The following is a 25,158-nucleotide window of genomic DNA, read 5'->3' as shown; positions in this document are numbered from 1 at the left end:
TTTGCGATCTGGCCATGCCGCCCGTGCAGGCACTTGATTCACAGGCTACTATTCGAAGCCTACTACCGGGTGCGGCTGATAAACCGTTTCCAGCTCGGCAATCTCCTCAGCACTCAGTTCCACCTCAACCGCTTTCACCAGGTCCGCTAGCTGCTCGGCGCGCGATGCGCCGATAATTGGCGCGGTCACGGCTGGCTTATGCAGCAGCCAGGCGAGCGCCACCTGCGCGCGGCTCACCCCTTTACGCACCGCGATCGCCTCCAGGCGCTGCGCGATGACCGCATCGTTCTCCTCCGTGGCCTGATAAAGAGTTTTGCCATACTCATCTGAAGCGGTACGCGCTGTCGCTTCGCCCCAGGGGCGCGTCAGCCTGCCGCGCGCCAGCGGGCTCCACGGCAGCACGGCGATATTCTCCGCCTGACAGAGCGGGTGCATCTCGCGCTCCTCTTCGCGCTGAATCAGGTTGTATTGATCCTGCATGCTGACGAACGGCGCCCAGCCGTGCTGCCGCTGGGTATAGACCGCTTTGGCGAACTGCCACGCATGCATCGAAGAGGCGCCGATATAGCGCGCTTTGCCCGCCTTCACCACGTCGCTCAGCGCTTCCAGCGTCTCCTCCAGCGGCGTCTCATAGTCCCAGCGGTGAATTTGCAGCAGGTCGACATACTCCATATCGAGGCGGCGCAGGCTGTCGTCGATCGACTGCATAATATTCTTGCGCGACAGGCCCTGTGAGAGATTGCTGAGCGGGAAATAAACCTTGGTGGCGACCACGATCTCCTCACGACGGGCGAAGGCCTTCAGCGCGCGGCCGACGATCTCTTCGCTGCTGCCATCGGAATAGCTGTTCGCGGTATCGAAAAAGTTAATGCCTGCCTCCAGCGCCTGCTGGATTAGCGGACGGCTGCTCGCTTCCGGCAGCGTCCAGGCGTGGCGACCGCGGTCCGGCTCACCAAACGTCATGCAGCCCAGGCAGAGACGGGAAACCTCAAGGTCGGTGTTGCCTAACTGGGTAGTTTTCATGAAAGCTCCTGCTATGCATTAAACCATCAAGCATAGCAGGAGAGGAGGGCGGGGAATTACTGCGCGAGCCAGTCGCTGATCTGCTGCTGAATGCCTTGCGCGTCCAGCTGGTAATCGTGACGCACTTCATCCTGGGTCCCCTGCGGAATAAACTCATCCGGCAGGCCGAGGTTAAGCACCGAGACGCGCAGGCGTTTCGCCATCACCGTCTCGTTGACGCCGCTGCCCGCGCCGCCTTTAATTGCGCCTTCTTCCAGCGTCACCAGCGCTTCGTGACGCTGCGCCAGCTCGGCAATCAGCGCCTCATCCAGCGGCTTCACGAAGCGCATATCCACCAGCGTGGCGTTAAGCGCGTCCGCCGCTTCCGCCGCCGCAGGCAGCAGCGTGCCGAAGTTCAGGATCGCCAGCTTCTCGCCCTGACGCTTCACCACGCCTTTGCCCAGCGGCAGACTCTGCAGCGGCGTCAGCTCGACGCCGACCGCATTGCCGCGCGGATAGCGCACCGCGCTCGGCCCGTCCTGATAGTGATAGCCGGTATAGAGCATCTGGCGACATTCGTTCTCGTCGCTCGGCGTCATAATCACCATCTCCGGCACGCAGCGCAGAAACGCCAGATCAAAGGCGCCCTGGTGGGTCTGGCCGTCGGCGCCGACGATGCCGCCGCGATCGATGGCGAACAGCACCGGCAGCTTCTGGATCGCCACGTCGTGGATCACCTGATCGTAGGCGCGCTGCAGGAAGGTCGAGTAGATCGCCACAATCGGCTTGTAGCCGCCGATCGCCATGCCCGCGGCGAACGTCACCGCATGCTGCTCGGCGATCGCCACGTCGAAATATTGCGCCGGATAGCGGCGCGAAAATTCCACCATGCCGGAGCCTTCGCGCATCGCAGGCGTAATCGCCATCAGCTTCGGATCGTCCTGCGCCATTTCGCACAGCCAGCTGCCGAAAATTTTGGAGTAGCTCGGCAGACCTTCGGCGCTCTTAGGCAGCGCGCCGCTGGCGGGATCGAACTTCGGCACCGCGTGCCAGGCGATCGGATCCTGTTCCGCCGGCGCGTAGCCTTTGCCCTTTTTGGTCATGATATGCAGGAACTGCGGCCCTTTCAGGCTGCGCATGTTCTTCAGCGTCGTCACCAGCGTCAGCACGTCGTGACCATCTACCGGGCCGATATAGTTAAAGCCCAGCTCTTCAAACAGCGTACCTGGCACCACCATGCCTTTCAGGTGCTCTTCGGTGCGCTTCACTAGCTCTTTGATCGGCGGCAGCCCGCCCAGCACGCGTTTGCCCCCTTCGCGCAGGCGCGAGTAGGTTTTGCCCGACAGGATCTGCGCCAGACGGTTATTCAGCGCGCCGACGTTCTCCGAAATCGACATCTCGTTGTCGTTAAGGATCACCAGCATATCGGGCTTGATATCTCCCGCGTGGTTCATCGCCTCAAACGCCATACCGGCGGTAATGGCGCCGTCGCCGATAATGCAGGCGGTGCGGCGGCCCAGACCTTCGCGCTCCGCCGCCGCCGCCATGCCGAGCCCGGCGCTGATGGAGGTCGAGGAGTGGCCGACGCTCAGCACGTCATATTCGCTCTCGCCGCGCCACGGAAAGGGGTGCAGGCCGTTTTTCTGGCGAATAGTGCCGATGCGGTCGCGGCGTCCGGTCAGAATTTTATGCGGGTAGGCCTGATGCCCGACATCCCACACCAGATGATCGAACGGCGTGTTGTAGACGTAATGCAGCGCAACGGTCAGCTCGACGACGCCCAGACCCGAGGCGAAATGGCCGCTGGAGCGGCTTACGCTGTCCAGCAGGTATTGACGAAGCTCGTCGCACAGCGCCGGAAGCGACTCTTTCGGAAGAGAACGCAGCTCCTCAACGGTGCTTGCCTGCGCCAGTGTCGGGTATTTTGCAATATCAAAACTCATCAGAGACTCATTATGGAAGTTATTTGTCGCGTTCAATTATGAAGCTTGCCAGCGCCTGCAATGCTGTGGTGTCTAACGATTGCGCCGCAAGAATATCCAGCGCGCTCAGCGCTTGCTGGTGAAGCTCCCTGGCTTTCGCTCGGGCATTGTCGAGCCCAAGCAGCGACGGGTAAGTGCTTTTATCCAGATCCTGATCGGCACCCTGTTTTTTGCCGGTGATGGCGCTGTCGCCTACCACATCAAGAATATCGTCTTGTACCTGAAACGCGAGGCCGATGGCGTCAGCGTAGATATCCAGCGCCGGCAGCGCATCGCGTCCACGCTCGCCCGCCGCTAACGCGCCAAGGCGCACGGCGGCGCGGATCAGCGCGCCGGTTTTATGGCGGTGGATCTGCTCCAGCTGTTCCAGCCCGACGCGCTGGCCTTCCGCCGCTAAATCGAGCGCCTGGCCGCCACACATGCCCGCCACGCCGCTGGCGCGCGCCAGTTCGGCAATCATCGCAATGCGGCTGGCGTCGCTGACGCCCGGCATCGGCTCCTCCGCCAGGATTGAGAACGCCAGGGTTTGCAGCGCATCGCCGGCCAGTATCGCGGTATCTTCGCCATATTTGATATGACAGGTCGGCTGGCCGCGACGCAGCGCGTCGTCATCCATCGCGGGCAGGTCGTCATGGATCAGAGAGTAGGCGTGAATGCATTCCACGGCGGCGGCCGGTGCGTCAAGGCTCGCCGGATCGGCATTGAACATTTCGCCGGTGGCATAGACCAGAAAGGGACGCAGGCGTTTACCGCCTAATAGTGCCCCATAACGCATGGCGTTAACCAGAGGAGAACTCTGAAAGGGAAGCGGCGCTAATAAGCGAGACAGCGCGGCGTTGGCCCGTTCCGGATAGAGGCTCAGCAGGTGAATAAAATCCATTACTCTTTTTCCGGCGTGAAGGGGCTGAGATCGGCGTCTTTATCGTCGCTGAGCAGGATGCGTACGCGCTGCTCGGCCTGTTGTAGCGTTTGCTGACCGTTGCGCGCCAGCTGTACGCCGCGCTCAAACTCATTCAGCGCCTCTTCCAGCGGCAGCTCGCCGCTCTCGAGCCGGCTGACAATCTGCTCCAGCTGTTGCAAGGAGGTTTCAAAACTGGCGGGCTGTTCGGCTTTTTTCGGCATATTCAGTGTCGACTCACGTGTAAGACTTTCTCTCGTAATCGGTCATGGTAGCGGAGAGCGTTTGATTAGCAAAATAATCAATGTGACTGCGGTTGCAGAAGCAGTCATCTGACAAAGGTGATATACTCTCGCGCCTCGGATGCGGCTGCGCCCTTTTGCCCGCAATTTTTGTGATTTTACCAGCTAAGTGCCGCGCGCTCGCACTTATTTGCCCAACGAATTCGTGTCGCCATGAAGTTTATCATCAAGTTATTTCCCGAAATCACCATCAAAAGTCAGTCGGTGCGGTTGCGCTTTATCAAAATTCTCACCACCAATATTCGCAACGTGCTGAAGAGCGTCGGCGACGATATCGCCGTGGTTCGCCACTGGGATCACATCGAAGTCCGGTCAAAAGACGAAGGGCTGCGCGGCGTGATTGTGGATGAGCTCACCCGCATTCCCGGCATTCATCACGTGCTGTCGGTCGAAGACCGCAGCTACACCGACGTGCACGATATTTTCGAGCAGACGATGGCGCAGTATGGCGAAAGCCTGCAGAACAAAAGCTTCTGCGTGCGCGTTAAGCGCCGCGGTAAACATGAGTTTAGCTCGCAGGACGTAGAGCGCTACGTCGGCGGCGGCCTGAATCAGCATATCGCCAGCGCGAAGGTGCAGCTGAACAAGCCTGACGTCACCGTGCACCTCGAAATCGACGACGATCGGCTGATGCTGATCACCGGCCGCTATGAAGGGCTGGGCGGTTTCCCGATCGGCACGCAGGAAGATGTGCTGTCACTGATCTCCGGCGGCTTCGACTCCGGCGTCTCCAGCTATATGCTGCTGCGTCGCGGCTGTCGCGTGCACTACTGCTTCTTTAATCTCGGCGGCGCAGCGCACGAAATTGGCGTGCGCCAGGTGGCGCACTATATCTGGAACCGCTTCGGCCGCTCGCACCGCGTACGCTTTGTGGCGATCAACTTTGAGCCGGTAGTCGGCGAGATTCTGGAAAAAGTGGATGACGGCCAGATGGGCGTCGTGCTGAAGCGCATGATGGTGCGCGCCGCGTCGATGGTCGCAGAGCGCTACGGCGTGCAGGCGCTGGTCACCGGCGAAGCGCTGGGCCAGGTCTCCAGCCAGACGCTGACCAACCTGCGCCTGATCGATAACGCCTCCGATACCCTGATTCTACGTCCGCTGATCTCGCACGATAAAGAGCACATCATCAAAGTGGCGCGTGAGATTGGCACCGAAGATTTCGCCAGCACCATGCCGGAATATTGCGGCGTTATCTCTAAAAGCCCGACGGTGAAAGCGGTTAAGGCGAAAATTGAGGCGGAAGAGCAGCACTTCGACTTCGCAATCCTGCAGCGCGTAGTGGAAGAGGCGAGCAACCTCGATATCCGCGATATCGCCGAGCAGGCTGAAGAAGAAGTCGTGGAAGTGGAAACGGTGGACTCCTTCGGCAGCGACGATGTGGTACTGGATATCCGCGCCATTGACGAGCAGGAAGATAAGCCGCTGGCGCTGCAGGGCACCGAGGTGAAATCGCTGCCGTTTTATAAGCTCAGCAGCCAGTTCGGCGATCTCGACCAGAGCAAAACCTGGCTGCTCTACTGCGATCGCGGCGTGATGAGCAAGCTGCAGGCGCTCTATCTGCACGAGCAGGGCTTCAAAAACGTGAAGGTCTATCGTCCGTAGTGAAAAAAGGCTGCGCATAACGCGCAGCCTGTGTTACTCGCTGTAATCGTAGATGCCCGCCGCCAGCACCAGCTGCGACGCCACCTCCGCCGCTTTCTCTTTACCCGCCAGCAGATCGATGAGCTTAAGCGCGAAATCCATCGCCGTGCCCGGCCCCTGGCTGGTCAGCAGATTGACGCGCGGATCCCATACCACGCGTCTTTCCATCCATTTCTCCGCCGGAATCGTCTCTTTTAAGCCGGGAAAGCCGGTCATATTGCCCACCGGAAAGAGGTCGTGCGGCACCAGCACCGTGCCAGCCGCCGCGCAGATTGCCGCGACGATGCGGCCAGAGAGATGGAACTGGCGCACCGTTTCTACCAGCAGCGGACTGTCGCGGAAGGTTTCCGCGCCTTTCAGACCGCCCGGCAGCACGATTGCCGCGTAGTCATCATCGGCCACCTCCACCAGTGGCGCATCCGCCAGCAGGCGCACGCCGCGCGAGCAGACGATTTCGCGCGAGCCGTCGCTCTCCACGCTGGCGGTAACAACTCTCAGGCCGCCGCGCACCAGCAAATCGATAGTGGTGACCGCCTCGGTCTCTTCACTGCCATGTGCCAGGCAAACGAGAACTGGCGTGTTCGCGGTCATAGTGGGACTCCTTGCGTTTTACGAGTTCATAAAGACGGGTGTTTTCCGGCACCGCGATGCCCTGGGCGCGCGCGCGTCGCAGCAGAAAGCCAGAAATGTAATCGATTTCGGTCAGACGCTGCGCACGCACGTCCTGCAGCATAGAGGAGGTATTGGCCGCGGTGGTTTCAATCACGTTGTCGACAATGTCCCGCAGGCTGTCGGCGGTGATGTGCTGGCCCTCGCGCTCCATCACCCAGCTCAGCTCCTGGCAGAGCAGGTCGATCTGTTCCGGCCAGGCGCGCAGCGCGCCGTTCTGGCAGTCGTGCTCCACGGTCAGCGGATTGATAACGCAGTTGACCGCCAGCTTGCGCCAGCAGGCGGCGGCGATATTGTCGTGCCAGGCGACGTCCGGCAGCGCCGCGTGCAGGATATCGGCAAGATCGCTAAAGGCCGCGCTTTTGCGGTTTGCCGGGCCGATATGCGTTATACCGCCGGCGACATGTTTGATTACCGTCCCGTCGCGCATCGCCGCATGCGTGGTGATGCCGCGCAGCAGCGGCTGGCTCAGGCCTTTCAGCTCTTCCAGGGTGCCCATACCGTTGTGCAGCAGCAGCACCGGGCAATCGTCCGACAGCACGGTCTGCAGGTTGCGCACCGCGGGCGAAACCTGCGGTGCTTTTAGCGTCACCAGCAGCAGCTGGCTGCTGGCCAGAAACAGCGGATCGTTGGCGATAAAGGTGTTGTTGCTCACCTGGCCCTGGTAATCAATCACATTGACGGAACAGTAGGGCTGCGGCACGCGCAGCCATCCCTGCACGTCGTGGCCCTGGCGCGCCAGGGCAGCGAGCCAGACCTGGCCAATAGCGCCACAACCCAACACGGTAATTTTCATACTGCCTCCCGTATCCGGGTTTGTCGTTTATTCTGTTATACCCAGTGATAATAAGTATAGCGTTGTGCGCAGCCTGATTTTGTTTAGTGCGGCAAGACGCGTATTATGCATGTCACTTTAGCGTCAGGAGAAGAAGAGATGCCATCTTTCGATATCGTTTCAGAAATCGACATGCAGGAAGTCCGCAACGCGGTCGAAAACGCCAACCGTGAATTAACGACCCGCTTCGATTTTCGCAACGTGAGCGCCAGCTTCGAGCTCAACGAAAAGAGTGAAACCATCAAAGTGACCAGCGAGTCCGATTTTCAGGTGAAACAGCTGGTGGATATGCTGCGCGAGAAGATGCTCAAGCGCGGCATTGAGGGCGCCGCGCTCGATATCCCTGAGGAGATCGAGCACAGCGGCAAGAGCTGGAGCGTCGATGCCAAAATGAAAAAGGGCATTGAGAGCGACGTGGCGAAAAAGATTGTGAAGCTGATTAAAGACAGCAAGATCAAGGTCCAGACGCAGATTCAGGGTGAATCGCTGCGCGTCACCGGCAAGTCGCGCGATGACCTGCAGAGCGCGATGGCGCTGGTGCGCGGCGGCAACCTTGGCCAGCCATTCCAGTTCAAGAACTTCCGCGATTAATCCTCTTAAGGCGTGCGGCAGCTCATCTGCTGCACGCCTTGTTTACCGCCTCTCTTGCCCCGCCTGTTTTCTCTTACCTCTGCGTTAAATCAATATGCTTATCAGTAAAGGTGTGCAACTCTCTTGATGAAACCCTCAACAGGAGAAAGACGTCATGAAAATGATGAAAGCTGCCGTGGTTAAGGCGTTTGGCGCACCGCTGGTTATTGAGCAGGTGCCAATACCAGAAGTCGGGGCAGGGCAGGTACTGGTAAAAATTGCGGCGACCGGCGTCTGTCATACCGATCTTCATGCGGCGCAGGGCGACTGGCCCGTCAAACCTGTGCCGCCTTTTATTCCCGGTCATGAAGGCGTCGGCGAGGTGGTGGCTGTCGGGCCTCATGTTACGCACCTCAAGCCGGGAGATCGCGTTGGCGTGCCCTGGCTCTATTCCGCGTGCGGGCACTGCGAGCACTGTCTGGATAGCTGGGAGACGCTCTGCCATGAGCAAAAAAATGCAGGCTATTCGGTTAACGGCAGCTTTGCGGAGTATTGCCTGGCCGATGCCAACTATGTCGGCATTTTGCCTGATAACCTCGATTATGCCGAGGTAGCGCCGATCCTGTGTGCCGGGGTGACGGTCTATAAGGGCCTGAAAATGACGGAGGCGCGGCCTGGAAACTGGGTAGTTATTTCCGGTATCGGTGGACTGGGCCATCTGGCGGTGCAGTATGCTGTGGCGATGGGGCTAAACGTCGCCGCGGTCGATGTTGACGATGAAAAGCTGGCTTTTGCGCAGCGTCTCGGCGCCAGCGTGGTGGCCAACGCACGCAAAGAGGATCCGGCGCAGGTGTTTCACGCGCAGTTCGGCGGCGCGCATGCGGCGCTGGTCACCGCCGTATCGCCTAAGGCGTTTGAACAGGCCATTGGCACGCTGCGACGCGGCGGCACCATGGTGCTTAACGGGCTGCCGCCGGGCAAGTTCGATCTCTCTATCTTTGATATGGTCCTGGACGGCATCACGGTACGAGGCTCTATCGTGGGCACAAGAAAAGATTTGCAGGAGGCGCTCGATTTTGCCGGACGGCATAAGGTGAAAGCGACCATTGCCGTTGAGCCCTTGAGCCACATCAACGCTATCTTTGAGCGTATGCACGCTGGCAAAATCGAAGGGCGGATCGTGGTGGATATGTCACTTTAACGCTGCGCGAAAAGCAAAGAACCGGCGCAATGCCGGTTCTTTTGTCTCAGGCTGACTATCCCGCGTTTAGCTGCTTGCCAGCAGCGCCTCCAGTTCGGGGCGGCTGGTGACCTTACTGTCGATCTTAATATAGGCGCTTTTCTCTTCCGGCACGATTAACACCGCCGATACGCCCGGCTGGGCTTTCAGGCGCTGCTCAAGATTCGGCACCGCCAGCGCGTTATCGCTCAGCACGATACGCAGGCTGCTGACGTAGGGCGGCTCCTGCATGGTCATGGCGACGAACAGCCAGACCGCCGCCACGATGGCGCCCACCAGGAACACCGTCTGCGCGTCGAAATGGCCGAACACCCAGCCGCCGAGGCTACCGCCAATCGCCACGCCGATAAACTGGCTGGTGGAGTAGAGCCCCATCGCCGTGCCTTTATAGCCAGCCGGCGACTCTTTGCTCACCAGCGACGGCAGAATCGCCTCCATCAGGTTAAAGGCGAAGAAAAAGAGCTGCACGCCGATCACCAGCGTCCAGAAATGGCCTGCCGCGCCCCACAGTACAATCTCCGCGATAACAATCAGGCTGACGCAGGCGACGAAGACGCGCTTCATGCGGCGCTTTACCTCGGCGTAGATAATAAAGGGCACCACGCCGACAAAGGCGATCAGCATCGTCACCAGATAGATTTTCCAGTGCTCGGCGGCGGGCAGGCCCGCCTGCTCGAACTGGCCGGGCAGGGCGACGAAGCTGGACATCAGCAGAATATGCAGAGAGAGAATGCCGACGTTGAGTTTGATCAGGCGCGAATTGCCGAGCACCTTGCGGAAGCTGCCTTTCACCATACCCGATTCGCGGTTCAGCACATGGCCGGGCGCGCTCGGCACGACCAGCAGGGTAATCACGATACCCAGCGAGGCGAGAATGGCGATCATCCAGAAGAGCGCGTGCAGGCCGAGCGCGTGGGTAACGATGGGGCCGATCACCATCGCGATAGCAAAGGTGACGCCGAAGCTGATGCCGATAAAGGCCATTGCCTTGGTGCGGTTCTGCTCGCGGGTTAAATCAGAAAGCAGCGCCATCACGGCAGCGGCAATCGCGCCGGAGCCCTGCAGCGCGCGGCCGAGAATAATACCCCAGATAGAGGTGGTGGTCGCGGCGATAAGACTGCCGAGGACAAACAGCAGCAGGCCGCCGACGATCAGCGGTTTGCGGCCAATGCGGTCGGACATCAGGCCAAAGGGAATTTGAAAAATCGCCTGCGCCAGACCGTAGATGCCGATCGCCAGGCCGATAAGGGTTTCACTTGCACCCTGAAGGGCCATGCCGTAAGTGGTTAATACCGGCAGGACCATAAACATACCCAGCATTCGCAGGGAAAATACCGTGCCCAAACCCCATGTGGCGCGGAGCTCCACCGGCGTCATTTTATTATCGTTCATTCCAACCTCTGTAAGTTTGCCGCATCTATTTTAGGGAGCAGGGGAGGGCGGGTAAAATAATAGTGTTTAAGAAGTGGTAACAAAAAGAAAGGGCGCGGAATCGCGCCCTTAGCATGCATGGCCGTGCGGCATTACCACACGTAGGTCAGGAGATCTTTTGACGCCGGGGCCATAAAGTCCACCGACATCATGACGCTCAGCGCGGTGATAGCCACGATTGAGAAGACGAACAGCTTACGCGCCCAGACACGATCGTTTGAGGTCTTGTAACCTGATAACGCCATTCCCAGCCACCAGACGCTTACGGCCGCCGCGACCACCAGGTATTTATAGCCTGCGTAGCCGCCCAGTGACAGCATCAGCGTGGCAATCATAAACGCCAGAATATAGAGCGTAATATGATTCTTCGCCACGGAGATGCCTTTCACCACCGGCAGAACCGGGATGTTCGCCGCCTGGTAATCTTTAAAGCGGAAGATGGCAATCGCATAGGAGTGCGGCATCTGCCACAGGCTAAAGATCGCCAGCAGGATCAGCGCACCGGCATCAAACTGGTTGGTGACGGCGCAGTAGCCAATCACCGGCGGCGCGGCGCCAGACAGGCTGCCAATCAGCGTCCCGTAAACCGAGTGACGCTTCATGTAGAGACTGTAAACGCCGACGTAAACCACGAAGCCCATGACCGCCAGCCACATGGCCAGCGGATTGGCACCAAAGTAGAGCAACGCAAAGCCAGCAATACCCAGCGCGGTAGCATAAATCAGGCTTACTTTCGCGGAGATGAGGCCTTTAACCAGCACTCGATTCCGGGTTCTCTCCATCTTTACGTCGATATCGCGGTCGATCACGTTGTTGAAAACACAACCTGAGGCGACAACCAGCGACACGCCGATCAGCGAGGCGAGAAACAGGGCGTAATCAATGCTGCCTTTTGAAGCCAGCAGAAATCCGCCGATCACAGAAATTAAATTCCCGAAAATAATTCCTGGTTTTGTTACTTGCAGGTATTGCTTAATCATTACGCGACTCTTTAGTGAACCATCATGTTGTAGTTGAGGTTCCACATAATCCACAGCGAGCCAACTACGACGATCAGAATGATGATTGCCGAGAAGACGATGGCTACCATGTTCCAGCCGCCTTCGGACTTGGTGTCCAGATGCAGGAAGTAGATCAGGTGAACAACGACCTGGATGACTGCGCAGGCAACCACGACGCCCAGGGTCATACCTTGAGATGACCCACCGCTCATCACCATCCAGAACGGAATACCGGTCAGGATGACGGAGAGGATGAAGCCGATCATGTAGGACTTCACGCTGCTGTGCGGAACAACATTTCCGTTAGCTGAATGACTCATTACATGACTCCCATCAGATAGACAATGGTAAATACGCAGATCCAGACCACATCCAGGAAGTGCCAGAACAGGCTCAGGCACAGGATACGGGTATGGTTAGTCGACGTCAGCCCACGTTTGGCAATCTGGAACATCAGCACCAGCATCCAGATCAGGCCGCAGGTAACGTGCAGACCGTGGGTGCCTACCAGGGTAAAGAAGCCTGACAGGAAGCCGCTACGATTCGGGCCGAAACCCTCTTCGATCAGATGATGGAACTCATAGATCTCCATGCAGATAAAGCCAAGACCAAACAGGAAGGTCAGCGCCAGCCAGCTAAGGACGGAGCTCTTCTTGTCGTGGTTCATGGCGATAACCGCCATGCCGTAGGTGATGGAGCTCAGCAGCAGCAGCGCTGTTTCGCCCAGAACGAACGGCAGTTCGAAGATGTCTTTGCCTGCCGGGCCACCGGCAGTGCTGTTGACCATAACTGCATAGGTCGCAAACAGGGTTGCGAAGATAATGCAGTCACTCATCAGGTAGATCCAGAAGCCAAAGACTTTATTGGCTCCCGCATCGTGATGCCCATGCTCCGCATGGGCGTCGTGGTGGTGTTTTGTCAGAGTTTCAGTTGACATTATTTCAGACCCGCTTTGCTGATGTCGTCAAAGTGCTGCTTCTCGATCTTCTCGATCTCGACAACCGGAACGTAGTAGTCCACGTCTTCGTCGAAGCTCTTCACAATCCAGGTCACGATCATGCCCAGGAAGGAGAGGCCAGCCAGCCACCAGATATGCCAGATTGCGGCAAAACCGAATACCGTTGCGAAGGCAGCGATGACGATAGCCGCGCCGCTGTTCTTCGGCATATGAATCTCTTCATATTTCGCCGGCTGCTTGTACGCTTCGCCTTTCTCTTTCATTTCCCAGAACGCGTCGCGCTCGTGGATATGCGGGATAGTGGCAAAGTTGTAGAACGGCGGCGGTGAAGAGGTTGCCCACTCCAGCGTACGGCCGCCCCACGGGTCACCGGTCAGATCGCGATTCTGATGACGGTCACGCACAGAGACGTAGAACATGATTACCTGGCTGATGATACCGCAAGCGATCAGGCCTGCACCGACGGCCGCGACAACCAGCAGAGAGTGGAACTGCGGATCGATATCCTGGCTCAGACGACGCGTCATGCCCATGAAGCCCAGAATGTAGAGCGGCATAAAGGCAACGAAGAAGCCGATGATCCAGAACCAGAAGGCGCGTTTGCCCCAGGTTTCGTTCAGGGTAAAGCCGAAAGCTTTCGGGAACCAGTAGGTCACGCCAGCCATACAGCCGAATACCACGCCGCCGATGATGACGTTATGGAAGTGCGCGATCAGGAACAGACTGTTATGCAGCACGAAGTCCGCACCCGGCACCGCCAGCAGAACACCGGTCATACCACCAACAGAGAAGGTGACCAGGAAGCCTACGGTCCACAGCATGGCAGAGTGCATTACGATGCGGCCCTGGTACATGGTGAACAGCCAGTTGAAGATTTTCACGCCGGTCGGAATCGCGATAATCATCGTCATGATGCCAAAGAAGGCGTTAACGTTCGCGCCCGCACCCATGGTGAAGAAGTGGTGCAGCCAGACGATGAACGACAGCACGGTAATGGCGATGGTCGCCCACACCAGTGAGGTGTAGCCAAACAGACGTTTTTTCGAGAAGGTCGCAGTGACTTCAGAGAAGACGCCGAACACCGGCAGCACCAGGATGTACACTTCCGGATGACCCCAAACCCAGATCAGGTTGACGTACATCATCATGTTACCGCCCATATCATTGGTAAAGAAATGGAAGCCAAGGTAACGATCAAGCGTCAACAGCGCCAGGGTCACGGTCAGAACCGGGAACGCAGCGATAATCAGGACGTTGGTGCAAAGAGAAGCCCAGGTAAACACCGGCATTTTGAACAGGTCCATGCCCGGCGCACGCATCTTCAGAATAGTCACGAAGAAGTTGATGCCGGTCAGCGTGGTCCCGATACCGGAAAGCTGGAGACTCCAGATCCAGTAATCAACCCCGACGCCAGGACTGTACTCCGCGCCCGACAGCGGCGGATAGGCCAGCCAGCCGGTCTGTGCGAACTCGCCCACGCCCAGCGACAGGTTAACCAGGATCACACCAACCGCGGTAAACCAGAAGCTCAGGTTGTTCAGGAACGGGAAGGCAACGTCGCGTGCGCCGATTTGCAGCGGCACAGCGATGTTCATCAGACCCACGACGAAAGGCATCGCCACGAAGAAGATCATAATCACGCCGTGCGCGGTAAAGATCTGGTCGTAGTGATGCGGCGGGAGTATGCCGGCTTCCCCGGCAGAAGCCATTACCTGCTGGGTACGCATCATGATGGCATCGGCGAAGCCGCGCAGCAGCATGACGAACGCCATGATGATGTACATGATACCCAGTTTTTTATGGTCGACGGAGGTGAGCCATTCAGACCACAGGTACTGCCATTTACCAAAGTAGGTTAGGGCAGCGATGATTGCCAGACCACCAATGATGATCCCGGCAACCGTAACCATGATAATCGGCTCATGGTACGGCACTGCATCCAGTGTTAATTTTCCGAACATCGTATTATTCCTCGGCTCCCGCGGAAGCGGTGTGACTCATGTCCATGCCTTCGTGCTGAGACATGTCCATCTTCCCGTGGCTGGTCATGAACTTAGCGATGACTTGCTTGAACAGTTCAGGATTCGCTGAAGAGAAATATTCCACCGGATGATTTTCGCTTGGTACGGCGACTTTCTCGAAATCTTCCATAGTGGTCAGCGTGTTAGGTGCCGCTTTAACTTTGGCGACCCACTGCTGGAATTCCGCATCGTCCTTGGTTGCAATGGCTTTGAACTTCATACCAGAGAAACCTCGACCACTGAAGTTCGAGGAGATACCGTCGAACGTTCCTGGCTCATTGGCGATCAGGTGCAGTTTGGTCTGCATGCCCGCCATGGCGTAGATCTGGCTGCCGAGCGTCGGAATAAAGAAAGAGTTCATAACGGAGTTGGAGGTAATTTTGAAGCTCACCGGCGTGTTAGCCGGGAAAGCGATCTGGTTAACGGTGGCAATACCCTGTTCCGGGTAGATAAACAACCATTTCCAGTCCAGCGCCACTACTTGGATCTCAACTGGCTTCACGTCAGAGGCAAGCGGTTTGCTCGGCTCCAGCGCGTGGGTTGATTTCCAGGTCAGCACGCCGAGGAAGAGAATGATCAGGATCGGAATGGTCCAGACCACGGCTTCGACTTTGTTAGAGTGTGACCAGTTGGGGCTGTACTTCGCTTCAGTGTTGGATGCACGATATTTCCATGCAAACACCACCGCCATCAAGATTGCGGGAATAACGACGATCAACATCAAGCCAAAGGCTGTCAGAATCAACGAACGTTGCTCAAGTGCAATCTGTCCCTTGGGATTTAACAACGCATTATCGCAGCCACTCATTAACAAAGTGCCTGCGATTAATGACAAAATCCCCAAACTTTTATTGTATTTCCTGAGTCTCATTTAACGACCTCAATGACAAAGGGCTTATTGTCGTTTAAGTGTGCGCGCATTTTACGGGAAGGTTTATGCAGTGTAAACCAGCATAAGGATGTGTCAGCAGCGTGTTGACACCTTTTGCTAAGGGTGTCACAGATGTTGCCTGGGGTGATAAATTATTAACTGCGACAAGCAGTTGGCACCAATATAACAAAAACCGATGAAAGTATCCTTAAAGAAATCAGGGAAAGAATAAACCTTACTTTTGATACCCAATTCTTTAACAAATCTGCATCATTTGAGTGATGAAATTTATACAAAATAATTGCGCACCGGTTTTTAATATATTCGCGAAATGACGAAATGGGATCTTAATATTTCCCAGAAAATAACTCTTGATGACAAAGTTTAACGTTTGCCGCCCGTCAGAGCGGCCAGATACATTTCCGTTATGAAATAATACCTCTTGTTAATTAAAGCTGCGGTGTGGTGCTTTTCGCTGCGCAACGTAGTCCAGCGTTACGCCTCCGCATACCGCCAGCGCCAGCAGCATCATACCGGCTTCGAACAGCATGCCCGGCACGCTTTCCAGTTGCCACAGCCCCAGCGCCTGACACGCCAGCATCGCCAGCCAGAGCGCGATAACAGCGCATCCGCAGCAGAACAGGCGGGTGGTCCAGCGGTAGCCAGCGGCAAAACGCGTGCGCGTCAGGAAATGCCCGCTGTTTTGCGCTTCGCTCAGCGTGTCGCGGCAGAGCAGCAGCAGCAGCAGACCGGGCAGCGCCGCCAGCACAGTGAAAGCATAGAAGGTCGGCCAGCCCCAGAGCTCGACCAGCCAGCCAGCCGCAGGGCCGACATAGACGCGGCCTACCGCCGAGAGCGCCGAGAGCAGGGCGAACTGCGTCGCGGAGAAGGACTTATTGCACAGCGTCATCAGCAGCGCCACGAACGCCGCCGTGCCCATGCCGCCACACAGATTCTCCACGAAGACGGCGCTGGCCATACTCCATAAATGCGGGGGCGTTACCGCCAGCAGCCAGTAGGCAAAATTGGAGACCGCCTGCAGTACGCCAAAAATCATCAGGGCGCGGAACAGGCTCAGGCGCTGCATCAGCACGCCGCCGTAGAGGGCTCCGATAATGGTCGCCAGCAGCCCGAGCGTTTTGTTTACCAGCCCGACGTCGCCGGCGCTGAAACCGACGCCGCGGATCAGAAAAGTGGTGGTCAGCGAGGCAGCGAAGGCGTCGCCCAGCTTATAGAGCACGATAAGGGTAATCAGCAGCCAGGCATTGTTGCGCTGAAAAAAGTCCTTCAGGGGCAGTGATACCGCCTCACGCAGCGAATGCGGCGTGGTGGCGCGCGTGTCGGGTTCTTTGGCTATCAGGGTGGCGATAAGCGCGGGCACCATCAGCAGCGCCATCAGCCAGTAGGTCGCCTGCCAGCCAAGGTAGCGATCCGCCAGCCAGAGCGCGAGCCCGCCGGAGATCAGCATCGCCAGCCGGTAGCCAAGCACGGTGATGGCGGCGCCGCTGCCACGCTCTTCCGGCGGCAGCACGTCGGTTTTCCACGCGTCGAAGACGATATCCTGCGAGGCGGAGCAGAAGGCAACCAGTACCGCCAGTGCAGCGAGCAGCGTCAGGTCGCGTGCGGGCTGCATAAAACCCATGGCGATAATCCCGGCGATCAGCGCCAGCTGCGTCAGCAGCAGCCAGCCGCGGCGACGGCCAAGAAACGGTGGCGTAAAGCGATCCATCACCGGCGACCAGAGAAATTTAAACACGTACGCCTGACCAACCAGCGAAAAAAAACCGATGGTTTTGAGATCGACATTTTCCACCGTCATCCAGGCCTGCAGCGTGCCAGCGGTCAGCGCCAGCGGCAGGCCGGAAGCAAAGCCGAGCAGCAGTAAAACGGCGGCGTTTCGTTGCGTGAAGATGCGAAGATAGTGATTCATGCTGACCCTGAAGCGATGCCCGGCGGTGCGCCGGGCATGCATATAGTGCGGTGGATTAGTGCGCGTTCTGCTTAATGAAATTGTTGATACTGGTGTCCTGCGCCATATCGGCGATCACGTCGCCCAGCGTCGAGTTCACTGCTTTGGTGATCTTGTCGTTGGTCGCGCTGAAAGCGCCTTCTACGCTATAGGTCTGGCGATAGTTCTTCACCTGCTTGTTGCCGTTCTTCGCGGTGGCGATAATCGAAATATCCGCTTTGGTGGTGATGCTGTAGCGTACGTTGCCCTCGGTCACGTCTGCATAGAGGTGATTCACCACGATCTGCAGGTCGACGGCCCCTTCCGGCCCGATCATATAGCCGCGCGCGGTCATCTGTTTCTCCAGCACCTCCTGCAGCAGGAAGCGCAGATCGCGGGACGGGGTGAGGGTAACCAGCTGACCATCGCGATTGACTTTCGCCAGCGCCTGGTCGCTGCGCTGATCGGCACCGTTGATGCTAACGGTCACGCCCATCAGGCTGGGATCCTGCTGCGGCAGCTCAATTTTCGGCTGAATGGTCAACGTATTGCTGTTAGCGGCACAGCCAGCCAAAATAAAGGCGGCCAGCAGGGGAAATAACAGTTTTTTCAACATGCTTATTCTCGTTAATGTTGTGGGTTGGCTTGCAAAAACTGCGGCCATCATAGCATTGCGCGGCAGTGAAAAAAGCCCTTGCGAAGGGGAAATTCGCGGAAACCGCCTTTTTTATAGGCTATGAAAAATCGGGGCATTGACCTGCACTCGCGCTGCGCTATCATGCCGGTCGGCTCAGGCAACGGCGGAAATATTTTCACACATTTGTGCGGACGCGCCTGAAAACCTACTAATATTTAACCAGATGGGGCACAGCGCTCGCCATTGAGGAAAGAGACAATGATTCGCGAACAGATCGAAGAGAAGCTTCGCCTGGCTTTTGCGCCGGCTCATCTGGAAGTGCATGACGAAAGTTATCGTCACAATGTCCCGGCGGGTTCCGAAAGCCACTTCAAGGTGGTTATCGTCAGCGACGTATTCGCTGGTCAGCGCTTTCTGGCGCGCCACCGGGCGATTTACGGCGAGCTCGCCGCCGAGCTGGCAGGCAGCGTTCATGCGCTGGCGCTGCATACCTACACCCTGAAAGAGTGGGAGGGGTTGCAGGATACCGTGCTCGCCTCGCCAAACTGCCGCGGTGCCGGCACCCTCGCCTGAGCACCTCCCGCCTTTTTTAAAAAACGGCCTCCGGGCCGTTTTTTTCATTATTTAGCGATAAACGCGATCTCTGGCGCAAAAAAGCAGCAAAGCCGCTAAAAAGTGGTGAGTTTACAGCCTCGACTCACCAGGGCGATGCCGCTATAATGCTGCGTCTATTTTTCCGGAATGTCTTCGGGACGCTTCTGGTGACAGGGATCAGGTTCTCTTAATGGAAGCCGTCCCGGTTGTTGGATACGGCGCATTACATAATGTGTGGTGTCTGAAGTTGACCGAGCACGCGATTTTTTGAGGTAACAAGATGACAGTTTCAGTAGAAACCACGCAGGGTCTGGGCCGTCGCATTACGATTACTGTCCCCGCAGACAGCATCGAAAGCGCAGTGAAGAAAGAACTGGTGGAAGTGGCGAAAAAAGTCCGTATCGATGGTTTCCGTAAAGGCAAAGTGCCGGCCAATATCATCGCACAGCGCTACGGCGCTTCTGTTCGTCAGGACGTGCTGGGCGAGCTGATGACGCGCAACTTCGTTGACGCCATCATCAAAGAAAAAATCAATCCGGCTGGCGCGCCGAACTACGTGCCGGGCGAATATAAAGAAGGCGAAGATTTCACCTACGCGGTCGAGTTCGAAGTCTATCCGGAAGTTGAGCTGCAGGGTCTGGACAGCATCGAAGTCGAAAAACCGCTGGTCGAAGTGACCGACGCTGACGTCGACGCCATGCTGGATACCCTGCGCAAGCAGCAGGCCAACTGGAAAGAGAGCGATGCGGCAGCGACTGCTGAAGATCGCGCGACCATCGACTTCAGCGGTTCAGTCGACGGCGAAGAGTTCGAAGGCGGCAAAGCCTCTGACTTCGTGCTGGCGATGGGCCAGGGCCGTATGATCCCGGGCTTCGAAGAGGGCATCGTGGGTCATAAAGCGGGCGAAACCTTCACTATCGATGTGAAATTCCCGGAAGACTACCATGCGGAAAACCTGAAAGGGAAAGACGCGAAGTTCGACATCGTGCTGAAGAAAGTTGAAACGCGCGAACTGCCTGAGCTGACTGAAGAGTTCATCAAGCGTTTCGGCGTGGAAGATGGTTCCATCGAAGGTCTGCGCGCTGAAGTGCGTAAAAACATGGACCGCGAGCTGAAAGGCGCCATTCGCAACCGCGTGAAAACGCAGGCGATCGACGGTTTGGTCAAAGCCAACGAGATCGACGTGCCGGCTGCGCTGATCGACAGCGAAATCGACGTGCTGCGTCGTCAGGCTGCGCAGCGCTTCGGCGGCAACGAGAAGCAAGCGCTGGAACTGCCGCGCGAGCTGTTTGAAGAGCAGGCGAAACGCCGCGTTGTTGTTGGTCTGCTGCTGGGCGAAGTGATTCGCACCCATGAGCTGAAAGCTGACGAAGCGCGCGTTAACGCCCTGATCGAAGAGATGGCGTCGGCGTACGAAGATCCGCAGGAAGTGATTGAGTTCTACAGCAAAAATAACGAGCTGATGAACAACATGCGCAACGTGGCGCTCGAAGAGCAGGCGGTTGAAGCCGTTCTGGAAAAAGCGAAAGTAACTGAGAAAGCGACCAGCTTCCAGGAACTGATGAATCAGACCAACGCTGCCTGATTGCGGATTTAACCAGAAGTGCTAAGCCCGCGGCTGAAAAGTCGCGGGCTTTTTTGTTTTTCCGACGCCATCTCCTCTCCTGTGCTGCTATTCGCTTAATAAATCGGCAAATTATTCACGTTGCGCTTTTTCCCGGTTAGCGAATGAAGAAAAGGTTGTTATGCTTGAAACAGCAGGGCAGTATCCCCAGATTGAGGGAGTATGCAGAAGAGAGTTAGACTGGCTGATTAACCGTCCTTGAAGGTGTCGGAAATGAAGCGAAGCTGTGCAGAACGCGCGCGCTTCAGAGAAAATCGGTACAGAATGTAGCCAATGAACTATATCCAGGAGACGGTAATGTCATACAGTGGCGATCGTGAATTTACTGCGCCGCGCAATGCGCTGGTGCCCATGGTGGTTGAACAGACTTCACGCGGCGAGCGTTCCTACGACATCTATTCCCGCCTGCTGAAAGAGCGCGTCATCTTCCTGACCGGCCAGGTTGAAGATCACATGGCCAATCTGATCGTGGCGCAGATGCTGTTTCTGGAAGCGGAAAACCCTGAGAAAGATATCTATCTTTATATTAACTCCCCAGGCGGTGTGATTACTGCGGGCATGTCGATTTACGACACCATGAAGTTCATCAAGCCGGACGTCAGCACTATCTGTATGGGCCAGGCCTGCTCCATGGGCGCCTTCCTGCTGACTGCTGGCACCAAAGGCAAGCGTTTCTGCCTGCCGAACTCGCGCGTGATGATTCACCAGCCGCTGGGCGGCTATCAGGGCCAGGCGACCGACATCGAGATTCATGCGAAAGAGATTCTGAAAGTCAAACAGCGTATGAATGAGCTGATGGCGGAGCATACCGGCAAGTCGCTGGAAGAAATTGAGCGCGATACCGAGCGTGACCGTTTCCTCTCGGCGAGTGAAGCGGTAGAGTATGGTTTAGTCGACTCCGTCCTGACACATCGCGAATAAGACTCATCTGCCCGTCTCCTTGCGCTATAGTTACTGGGAAACGGGCTTGAGTTGAATGAATATTGGCCGTGTTCGCACGGCCTGCGCCGTACGCCTGTATGGCCTGAGAACAAGAAGAGGTTAACTGATGACAGATAAGCGCAAAGACGGTTCAGGAAAGTTGCTGTACTGCTCTTTTTGCGGCAAAAGCCAGCATGAAGTGCGTAAGCTGATTGCCGGGCCGTCAGTGTATATCTGCGACGAATGTGTCGATCTGTGTAATGACATCATTCGCGAAGAGATCAAAGAAGTTGCCCCGCATCGCGAACGTAGCGCGCTGCCTACGCCGCACGAAATCCGCCATCACCTCGATGATTATGTTATCGGCCAGGAAAAGGCGAAAAAAGTGCTGGCGGTTGCGGTGTACAACCACTACAAACGCCTGCGCAACGGTGATACCAGCAATGGCATCGAACTGGGCAAAAGCAACATCCTGCTGATTGGCCCAACCGGTAGTGGTAAGACCCTGCTGGCGGAAACGCTGGCGCGCCTGCTGGATGTGCCGTTTACCATGGCTGACGCTACCACGCTGACCGAAGCGGGCTATGTGGGCGAGGATGTGGAGAACATCATCCAGAAGCTGCTGCAGAAGTGCGACTACGACGTGCAAAAAGCGCAGCGCGGCATCGTTTATATCGATGAGATTGATAAAATCTCGCGTAAGTCAGACAACCCGTCGATTACGCGCGACGTTTCCGGCGAAGGCGTGCAGCAGGCGCTGCTGAAGCTGATTGAAGGCACCGTAGCGGCCGTGCCGCCGCAGGGCGGTCGCAAGCATCCGCAGCAGGAATTTTTGCAGGTCGATACCTCTAAAATTCTGTTTATCTGCGGCGGCGCATTCGCGGGTCTGGATAAGGTGATCTCCCAGCGCGTGGAAACCGGCTCTGGTATCGGCTTCGGCGCAACGGTAAAAGGTAAGTCGGAAAAAGCGAGCGAAGGCGAACTGCTTTCTCAGGTAGAACCTGAAGATCTGATCAAATTCGGTCTGATCCCGGAGTTCATTGGTCGTCTGCCGGTGGTCGCGACGCTCAACGAGCTGAGCGAAGAGGCGCTGATCCAGATCCTGCGCGAGCCGAAGAACGCCCTGACCAAACAGTACCAGGCGTTGTTCAACCTGGAAGGGGTCGAACTGGAGTTCCGCGACGAAGCTTTGACCGCCATCGCCAAAAAGGCGATGTCGCGTAAGACCGGTGCCCGCGGCCTGCGTTCTATCGTTGAAGGCGCGCTGCTGGAAACCATGTATGACCTGCCTTCTATGGAAGACGTAGAAAAAGTGGTGATTGACGAGTCGGTTATCGATGGTCAGTCAGAGCCAATGCTTATCTACGGCAAGCACGAAGCCCAGGCGTCTGGCGAATAATTCGCCAGCGCAAGGGCATTGATATCATTAAAAAAGGGGAAAATTCTTTCCCCTTTTGTTTTTCTCGCTCTCATGACGTTGAATGTCGAACGATCATCCCCATATACTCATAATCCTGTGGGTTTAACTGCACATTCCCTGCATTATGCGGTGCCCATCACCTGGCGGACACTAACTAAGAGAGAGCTCTATGAATCCTGAGCGTTCTGAACGCATTGAAATCCCCGTGTTGCCTCTGCGCGACGTGGTGGTTTATCCGCACATGGTAATTCCGTTGTTTGTTGGTCGGGAAAAATCGATTCGTTGCCTCGAAGCGGCGATGGATCATGACAAGAAGATCATGCTGGTTGCCCAGAAAGAGGCGTCAACGGATGAACCTGGCATTAACGATCTCTTCTCTGTAGGGACCGTGGCCTCTGTGCTGCAGATGCTGAAACTGCCTGACGGCACCGTCAAAGTTTTAGTCGAAGGCCTGCAGCGCGCACATATCACCACCCTGGCGGATAATGGCGACCATTTTACCGCGCAGGCGGAATACCTGATCTCGCCGGAAATTGAAGAGCGTGAACAGGAAGTGCTGGTACGGACGGCGATCAATCAGTTTGAAGGCTATATCAAGCTGAACAAAAAGATCCCGCCGGAAGTGCTGACCTCGCTGAACAATATTGACGATGCGGCGCGCCTCGCTGATACCGTTGCGGCCCATATGCCGCTGAAATTAGCCGATAAACAGTCGGTGCTGGAGATGTCAGACGTGAACGAGCGTCTGGAATATCTGATGGCAATGATGGAGTCGGAAATCGATCTGCTGCAGGTTGAGAAGCGCATTCGCAACCGCGTGAAAAAGCAGATGGAGAAGAGCCAGCGCGAGTATTACCTGAATGAGCAGATGAAGGCCATTCAGAAAGAGCTGGGCGAAATGGACGACGTGCCGGATGAGTACGAAGCCCTGAAACGCAAAATCGACGCGGCGAAAATGCCGAACGAAGCGCGTGAAAAAGCTGAAGCCGAGCTGCAGAAATTAAAAATGATGTCGCCGATGTCCGCTGAAGCGACAGTGGTACGTGGCTATATCGACTGGATGGTCCAGGTACCGTGGAATGCGCGCAGCAAGGTGAAAAAAGACCTGCGCAAGGCTCAGGAGACGCTGGACACTGACCACTATGGTCTGGAGCGCGTCAAAGACCGCATCCTGGAATATCTCGCCGTGCAGAGCCGCGTCAGTAAAATTAAAGGCCCGATCCTCTGCCTGGTTGGACCGCCGGGCGTGGGTAAAACCTCGCTGGGTCAGTCGATCGCCAAGGCGACCGGCCGTAAGTATGTGCGTATGGCGCTGGGCGGGGTGCGTGACGAGGCAGAAATTCGCGGTCACCGCCGGACCTATATCGGCTCTATGCCAGGAAAACTGATTCAGAAAATGGCGAAGGTCGGGGTGAAAAACCCGCTGTTCCTGCTGGACGAGATTGACAAAATGTCATCCGACATGCGCGGCGATCCCGCTTCCGCGCTGCTGGAAGTGCTCGATCCCGAGCAGAACATCGCCTTTAACGATCACTACCTGGAAGTCGATTACGATCTTTCCGACGTGATGTTCGTTGCCACCTCCAACTCCATGAACATTCCGGCACCGCTGCTGGACCGTATGGAAGTGATTCGCCTCTCTGGTTACACCGAGGATGAGAAGCTCAACATCGCCAAACAGCATCTGCTGCCGAAACAGATTGAGCGTAACGCCCTGAAAGAGAGCGAAATCACGGTGGAAGACAGCGCCATTGTCGGCATCATTCGCTACTACACGCGCGAAGCAGGCGTGCGTAGCCTGGAGCGCGAACTGTCGAAGCTGTGCCGTAAAGCGGTGAAAACGCTGCTGCTGAACAAAGAGCAGAAGCATATCACCATCAACGGCGACAACCTCAAAGATTACCTGGGCGTACAGCGCTTCGACTATGGCCGCGCCGAAAGTGAAAACCGCGTTGGCCAGGTAACCGGCCTCGCGTGGACCGAAGTGGGCGGCGATCTGCTGACCATCGAAACCGCGTGCGTGCCGGGCAAAGGCAAGCTGACCTACACCGGTTCACTCGGCGAGGTGATGCAGGAGTCGATCCAGGCGGCGCTGACGGTAGTGCGCGCGCGCGCCGAGAAGCTGGGCATCAACGGCGATTTCTACGAGAAGCGCGACATCCACGTTCACGTACCGGAAGGCGCGACCCCGAAGGATGGCCCGAGCGCCGGTATCGCGATGTGCACCGCGCTGGTCTCCTGTCTGACCGGCAACCCGGTGCGCTCTGACGTGGCGATGACCGGCGAGATCACGCTGCGCGGCCAGGTGCTGCCGATTGGCGGCCTGAAAGAGAAGCTGCTGGCGGCCCATCGTGGTGGCATTAAAGTGGTGCTGATCCCGGACGATAATAAGCGCGACCTGGAAGAGATTCCGGCCAACGTTATCGCCGATCTGGAGATCCATCCGGTGAAACGCATCGAAGAAGTTTTAGGCCTTGCGCTGGAAAACGCCCCTTACGGCATGCAGGTCGCTACTGCAAAATAGTGATTAGCGACATAAAGCATTAAAAAGCGAAGCTGGCAGGCCAATGAGCGCTTGCCAGCTTTTTTTAGT

General features: G+C 56.9%; 22 protein-coding genes. 8 read left to right on the top strand and 14 right to left on the bottom strand.

What is annotated here, in order from left to right; all coding sequences use genetic code 11:
• Positions 1-48 precede the first annotated feature (48 nt).
• From ACR6A7_RS06500 to xseB, 4 genes are read right to left on the bottom strand one after another with little or no spacing between them, the layout of a single operon-like run.
• Positions 49-1,023 carry an aldo/keto reductase gene (locus tag ACR6A7_RS06500; RefSeq protein ID WP_434124026.1) on the bottom strand — a complete coding sequence of 325 codons (975 nt, stop codon included), beginning with the start codon at positions 1,021-1,023 and terminating at the stop codon, positions 49-51.
• A 56-nt stretch (positions 1,024-1,079) separates the two neighbouring features.
• Complete coding sequence (dxs, locus tag ACR6A7_RS06495) at positions 1,080-2,945, bottom strand: 1-deoxy-D-xylulose-5-phosphate synthase (protein ID WP_434124024.1); 1,866 nt, start codon at positions 2,943-2,945, stop codon at positions 1,080-1,082.
• A 19-nt stretch (positions 2,946-2,964) separates the two neighbouring features.
• Positions 2,965-3,864 carry a (2E,6E)-farnesyl diphosphate synthase gene (ispA, locus tag ACR6A7_RS06490; protein ID WP_434124022.1) on the bottom strand — a complete coding sequence of 300 codons (900 nt, stop codon included), beginning with the start codon at positions 3,862-3,864 and terminating at the stop codon, positions 2,965-2,967.
• Positions 3,864-4,106, bottom strand: coding sequence for an exodeoxyribonuclease VII small subunit (gene xseB / locus ACR6A7_RS06485; protein ID WP_033752728.1), 243 nt, complete (start codon positions 4,104-4,106; stop codon positions 3,864-3,866). The genes ispA and xseB overlap by 1 nt, the downstream gene beginning before the upstream one ends.
• A 231-nt stretch (positions 4,107-4,337) precedes the next feature.
• Here xseB and thiI point away from each other — a divergent pair, with 231 nt between their 5' ends.
• Complete coding sequence (gene thiI, locus ACR6A7_RS06480; protein ID WP_434124020.1) at positions 4,338-5,786, top strand: tRNA uracil 4-sulfurtransferase ThiI; 1,449 nt, start codon at positions 4,338-4,340, stop codon at positions 5,784-5,786.
• Positions 5,787-5,819: 33 nt separating this feature from the next.
• Here the strand turns inward: thiI and yajL are convergent, their stop codons facing one another.
• Together yajL and panE are read right to left on the bottom strand one after the other, a co-directional pair.
• Positions 5,820-6,416 carry a protein deglycase YajL gene (gene yajL, locus ACR6A7_RS06475; protein ID WP_434124019.1) on the bottom strand — a complete coding sequence of 199 codons (597 nt, stop codon included), beginning with the start codon at positions 6,414-6,416 and terminating at the stop codon, positions 5,820-5,822.
• Positions 6,370-7,290 carry a 2-dehydropantoate 2-reductase gene (panE, locus tag ACR6A7_RS06470; protein ID WP_434124018.1) on the bottom strand — a complete coding sequence of 307 codons (921 nt, stop codon included), beginning with the start codon at positions 7,288-7,290 and terminating at the stop codon, positions 6,370-6,372. The genes yajL and panE overlap by 47 nt, the downstream gene beginning before the upstream one ends.
• A 138-nt stretch (positions 7,291-7,428) precedes the next feature.
• Between panE and ACR6A7_RS06465 the strand changes: the two genes are divergently transcribed.
• Positions 7,429-7,920 carry a YajQ family cyclic di-GMP-binding protein gene (locus ACR6A7_RS06465; protein WP_434124017.1) on the top strand — a complete coding sequence of 164 codons (492 nt, stop codon included), beginning with the start codon at positions 7,429-7,431 and terminating at the stop codon, positions 7,918-7,920.
• Positions 7,921-8,074: 154 nt separating this feature from the next.
• Positions 8,075-9,100, top strand: coding sequence for an alcohol dehydrogenase AdhP (gene adhP, locus ACR6A7_RS06460; RefSeq protein ID WP_434124016.1), 1,026 nt, complete (start codon positions 8,075-8,077; stop codon positions 9,098-9,100).
• Between the two features lie 66 nt (positions 9,101-9,166).
• Here the strand turns inward: adhP and ACR6A7_RS06455 are convergent, their stop codons facing one another.
• The 8 genes from ACR6A7_RS06455 to ACR6A7_RS06420 all read right to left on the bottom strand — a co-directional run bounded on the left by ACR6A7_RS06455 (position 9,167) and on the right by ACR6A7_RS06420 (position 17,985).
• Positions 9,167-10,531 carry an MFS transporter gene (locus ACR6A7_RS06455; protein ID WP_434124015.1) on the bottom strand — a complete coding sequence of 455 codons (1,365 nt, stop codon included), beginning with the start codon at positions 10,529-10,531 and terminating at the stop codon, positions 9,167-9,169.
• Positions 10,532-10,662: 131 nt separating this feature from the next.
• Positions 10,663-11,550 carry a heme o synthase gene (cyoE, locus tag ACR6A7_RS06450; protein ID WP_033752721.1) on the bottom strand — a complete coding sequence of 296 codons (888 nt, stop codon included), beginning with the start codon at positions 11,548-11,550 and terminating at the stop codon, positions 10,663-10,665.
• An 11-nt stretch (positions 11,551-11,561) separates the two neighbouring features.
• On the bottom strand, positions 11,562-11,891 hold the full coding sequence (locus tag ACR6A7_RS06445; protein ID WP_048783368.1) for a cytochrome o ubiquinol oxidase subunit IV: 330 nt from the start codon (positions 11,889-11,891) through the stop codon (positions 11,562-11,564).
• Positions 11,891-12,508 (bottom strand): cytochrome o ubiquinol oxidase subunit III, encoded by a 618-nt coding sequence (locus ACR6A7_RS06440; protein WP_033752718.1) that lies wholly within the window; start codon positions 12,506-12,508, stop codon positions 11,891-11,893. The genes ACR6A7_RS06445 and ACR6A7_RS06440 overlap by 1 nt, the downstream gene beginning before the upstream one ends.
• Positions 12,508-14,490, bottom strand: a complete 1,983-nt coding sequence (gene cyoB, locus ACR6A7_RS06435; RefSeq protein WP_434124014.1) for a cytochrome o ubiquinol oxidase subunit I — start codon at positions 14,488-14,490, stop codon at positions 12,508-12,510. Before cyoB ends, ACR6A7_RS06440 begins: the two co-directional genes overlap by 1 nt.
• 4 nt (positions 14,491-14,494) lie before the next feature.
• Entirely contained in the window at positions 14,495-15,421 is a 927-nt protein-coding gene (cyoA, locus tag ACR6A7_RS06430) for a cytochrome o ubiquinol oxidase subunit II (protein WP_434124013.1), read from the bottom strand.
• A gap of 445 nt (positions 15,422-15,866) precedes the next feature.
• On the bottom strand, positions 15,867-17,351 hold the full coding sequence (gene ampG, locus ACR6A7_RS06425; RefSeq protein WP_434124011.1) for a muropeptide MFS transporter AmpG: 1,485 nt from the start codon (positions 17,349-17,351) through the stop codon (positions 15,867-15,869).
• Between the two features lie 55 nt (positions 17,352-17,406).
• Complete coding sequence (locus ACR6A7_RS06420) at positions 17,407-17,985, bottom strand: lipoprotein (protein ID WP_434124010.1); 579 nt, start codon at positions 17,983-17,985, stop codon at positions 17,407-17,409.
• Positions 17,986-18,264: 279 nt separating this feature from the next.
• Here ACR6A7_RS06420 and bolA point away from each other — a divergent pair, with 279 nt between their 5' ends.
• From bolA to lon, 5 genes are all read left to right on the top strand, one after another.
• On the top strand, positions 18,265-18,579 hold the full coding sequence (gene bolA / locus ACR6A7_RS06415; RefSeq protein ID WP_434124009.1) for a transcriptional regulator BolA: 315 nt from the start codon (positions 18,265-18,267) through the stop codon (positions 18,577-18,579).
• A 301-nt stretch (positions 18,580-18,880) separates the two neighbouring features.
• Positions 18,881-20,185 carry a trigger factor gene (tig, locus tag ACR6A7_RS06410; RefSeq protein WP_434124008.1) on the top strand — a complete coding sequence of 435 codons (1,305 nt, stop codon included), beginning with the start codon at positions 18,881-18,883 and terminating at the stop codon, positions 20,183-20,185.
• A 336-nt stretch (positions 20,186-20,521) separates the two neighbouring features.
• Positions 20,522-21,145, top strand: a complete 624-nt coding sequence (gene clpP / locus ACR6A7_RS06405) for an ATP-dependent Clp endopeptidase proteolytic subunit ClpP (protein WP_033752709.1) — start codon at positions 20,522-20,524, stop codon at positions 21,143-21,145.
• Positions 21,146-21,272: 127 nt separating this feature from the next.
• Positions 21,273-22,544 carry an ATP-dependent protease ATP-binding subunit ClpX gene (gene clpX, locus ACR6A7_RS06400; RefSeq protein WP_434124007.1) on the top strand — a complete coding sequence of 424 codons (1,272 nt, stop codon included), beginning with the start codon at positions 21,273-21,275 and terminating at the stop codon, positions 22,542-22,544.
• A 190-nt stretch (positions 22,545-22,734) separates the two neighbouring features.
• Entirely contained in the window at positions 22,735-25,089 is a 2,355-nt protein-coding gene (gene lon / locus ACR6A7_RS06395; protein ID WP_434124006.1) for an endopeptidase La, read from the top strand.
• Positions 25,090-25,158: the final 69 nt, after the last annotated feature.

The sequence above is a fragment of the Pantoea phyllosphaerae genome (assembly GCF_051025595.1).
Lineage (GTDB): Bacteria > Pseudomonadota > Gammaproteobacteria > Enterobacterales > Enterobacteriaceae > Pantoea.
Note: the sequence above shows the minus strand (reverse complement) of the source record. Positions and strands in the feature narration are given on the sequence as shown.

Coding starts and splice junctions, on each gene's coding strand:
- lon (WP_434124006.1), top strand. CDS start 22,735: ATGAATCCTGAGCGTTCTGAACGCATTGAAATCCCCGTGTTGCCTCTG.
- ACR6A7_RS06420 (WP_434124010.1), bottom strand. CDS start 17,985: ATGTTGAAAAAACTGTTATTTCCCCTGCTGGCCGCCTTTATTTTGGCT.
- xseB (WP_033752728.1), bottom strand. CDS start 4,106: ATGCCGAAAAAAGCCGAACAGCCCGCCAGTTTTGAAACCTCCTTGCAA.
- dxs (WP_434124024.1), bottom strand. CDS start 2,945: ATGAGTTTTGATATTGCAAAATACCCGACACTGGCGCAGGCAAGCACC.
- yajL (WP_434124019.1), bottom strand. CDS start 6,416: ATGACCGCGAACACGCCAGTTCTCGTTTGCCTGGCACATGGCAGTGAA.
- ACR6A7_RS06500 (WP_434124026.1), bottom strand. CDS start 1,023: ATGAAAACTACCCAGTTAGGCAACACCGACCTTGAGGTTTCCCGTCTC.
- cyoB (WP_434124014.1), bottom strand. CDS start 14,490: ATGTTCGGAAAATTAACACTGGATGCAGTGCCGTACCATGAGCCGATT.
- ispA (WP_434124022.1), bottom strand. CDS start 3,864: ATGGATTTTATTCACCTGCTGAGCCTCTATCCGGAACGGGCCAACGCC.
- tig (WP_434124008.1), top strand. CDS start 18,881: ATGACAGTTTCAGTAGAAACCACGCAGGGTCTGGGCCGTCGCATTACG.
- thiI (WP_434124020.1), top strand. CDS start 4,338: ATGAAGTTTATCATCAAGTTATTTCCCGAAATCACCATCAAAAGTCAG.
- ACR6A7_RS06445 (WP_048783368.1), bottom strand. CDS start 11,891: ATGAGTCATTCAGCTAACGGAAATGTTGTTCCGCACAGCAGCGTGAAG.
- bolA (WP_434124009.1), top strand. CDS start 18,265: ATGATTCGCGAACAGATCGAAGAGAAGCTTCGCCTGGCTTTTGCGCCG.
- ACR6A7_RS06440 (WP_033752718.1), bottom strand. CDS start 12,508: ATGTCAACTGAAACTCTGACAAAACACCACCACGACGCCCATGCGGAG.
- cyoE (WP_033752721.1), bottom strand. CDS start 11,550: ATGATTAAGCAATACCTGCAAGTAACAAAACCAGGAATTATTTTCGGG.
- ACR6A7_RS06465 (WP_434124017.1), top strand. CDS start 7,429: ATGCCATCTTTCGATATCGTTTCAGAAATCGACATGCAGGAAGTCCGC.
- cyoA (WP_434124013.1), bottom strand. CDS start 15,421: ATGAGACTCAGGAAATACAATAAAAGTTTGGGGATTTTGTCATTAATC.
- adhP (WP_434124016.1), top strand. CDS start 8,075: ATGAAAATGATGAAAGCTGCCGTGGTTAAGGCGTTTGGCGCACCGCTG.
- clpP (WP_033752709.1), top strand. CDS start 20,522: ATGTCATACAGTGGCGATCGTGAATTTACTGCGCCGCGCAATGCGCTG.
- panE (WP_434124018.1), bottom strand. CDS start 7,290: ATGAAAATTACCGTGTTGGGTTGTGGCGCTATTGGCCAGGTCTGGCTC.
- ampG (WP_434124011.1), bottom strand. CDS start 17,351: ATGAATCACTATCTTCGCATCTTCACGCAACGAAACGCCGCCGTTTTA.
- clpX (WP_434124007.1), top strand. CDS start 21,273: ATGACAGATAAGCGCAAAGACGGTTCAGGAAAGTTGCTGTACTGCTCT.
- ACR6A7_RS06455 (WP_434124015.1), bottom strand. CDS start 10,531: ATGAACGATAATAAAATGACGCCGGTGGAGCTCCGCGCCACATGGGGT.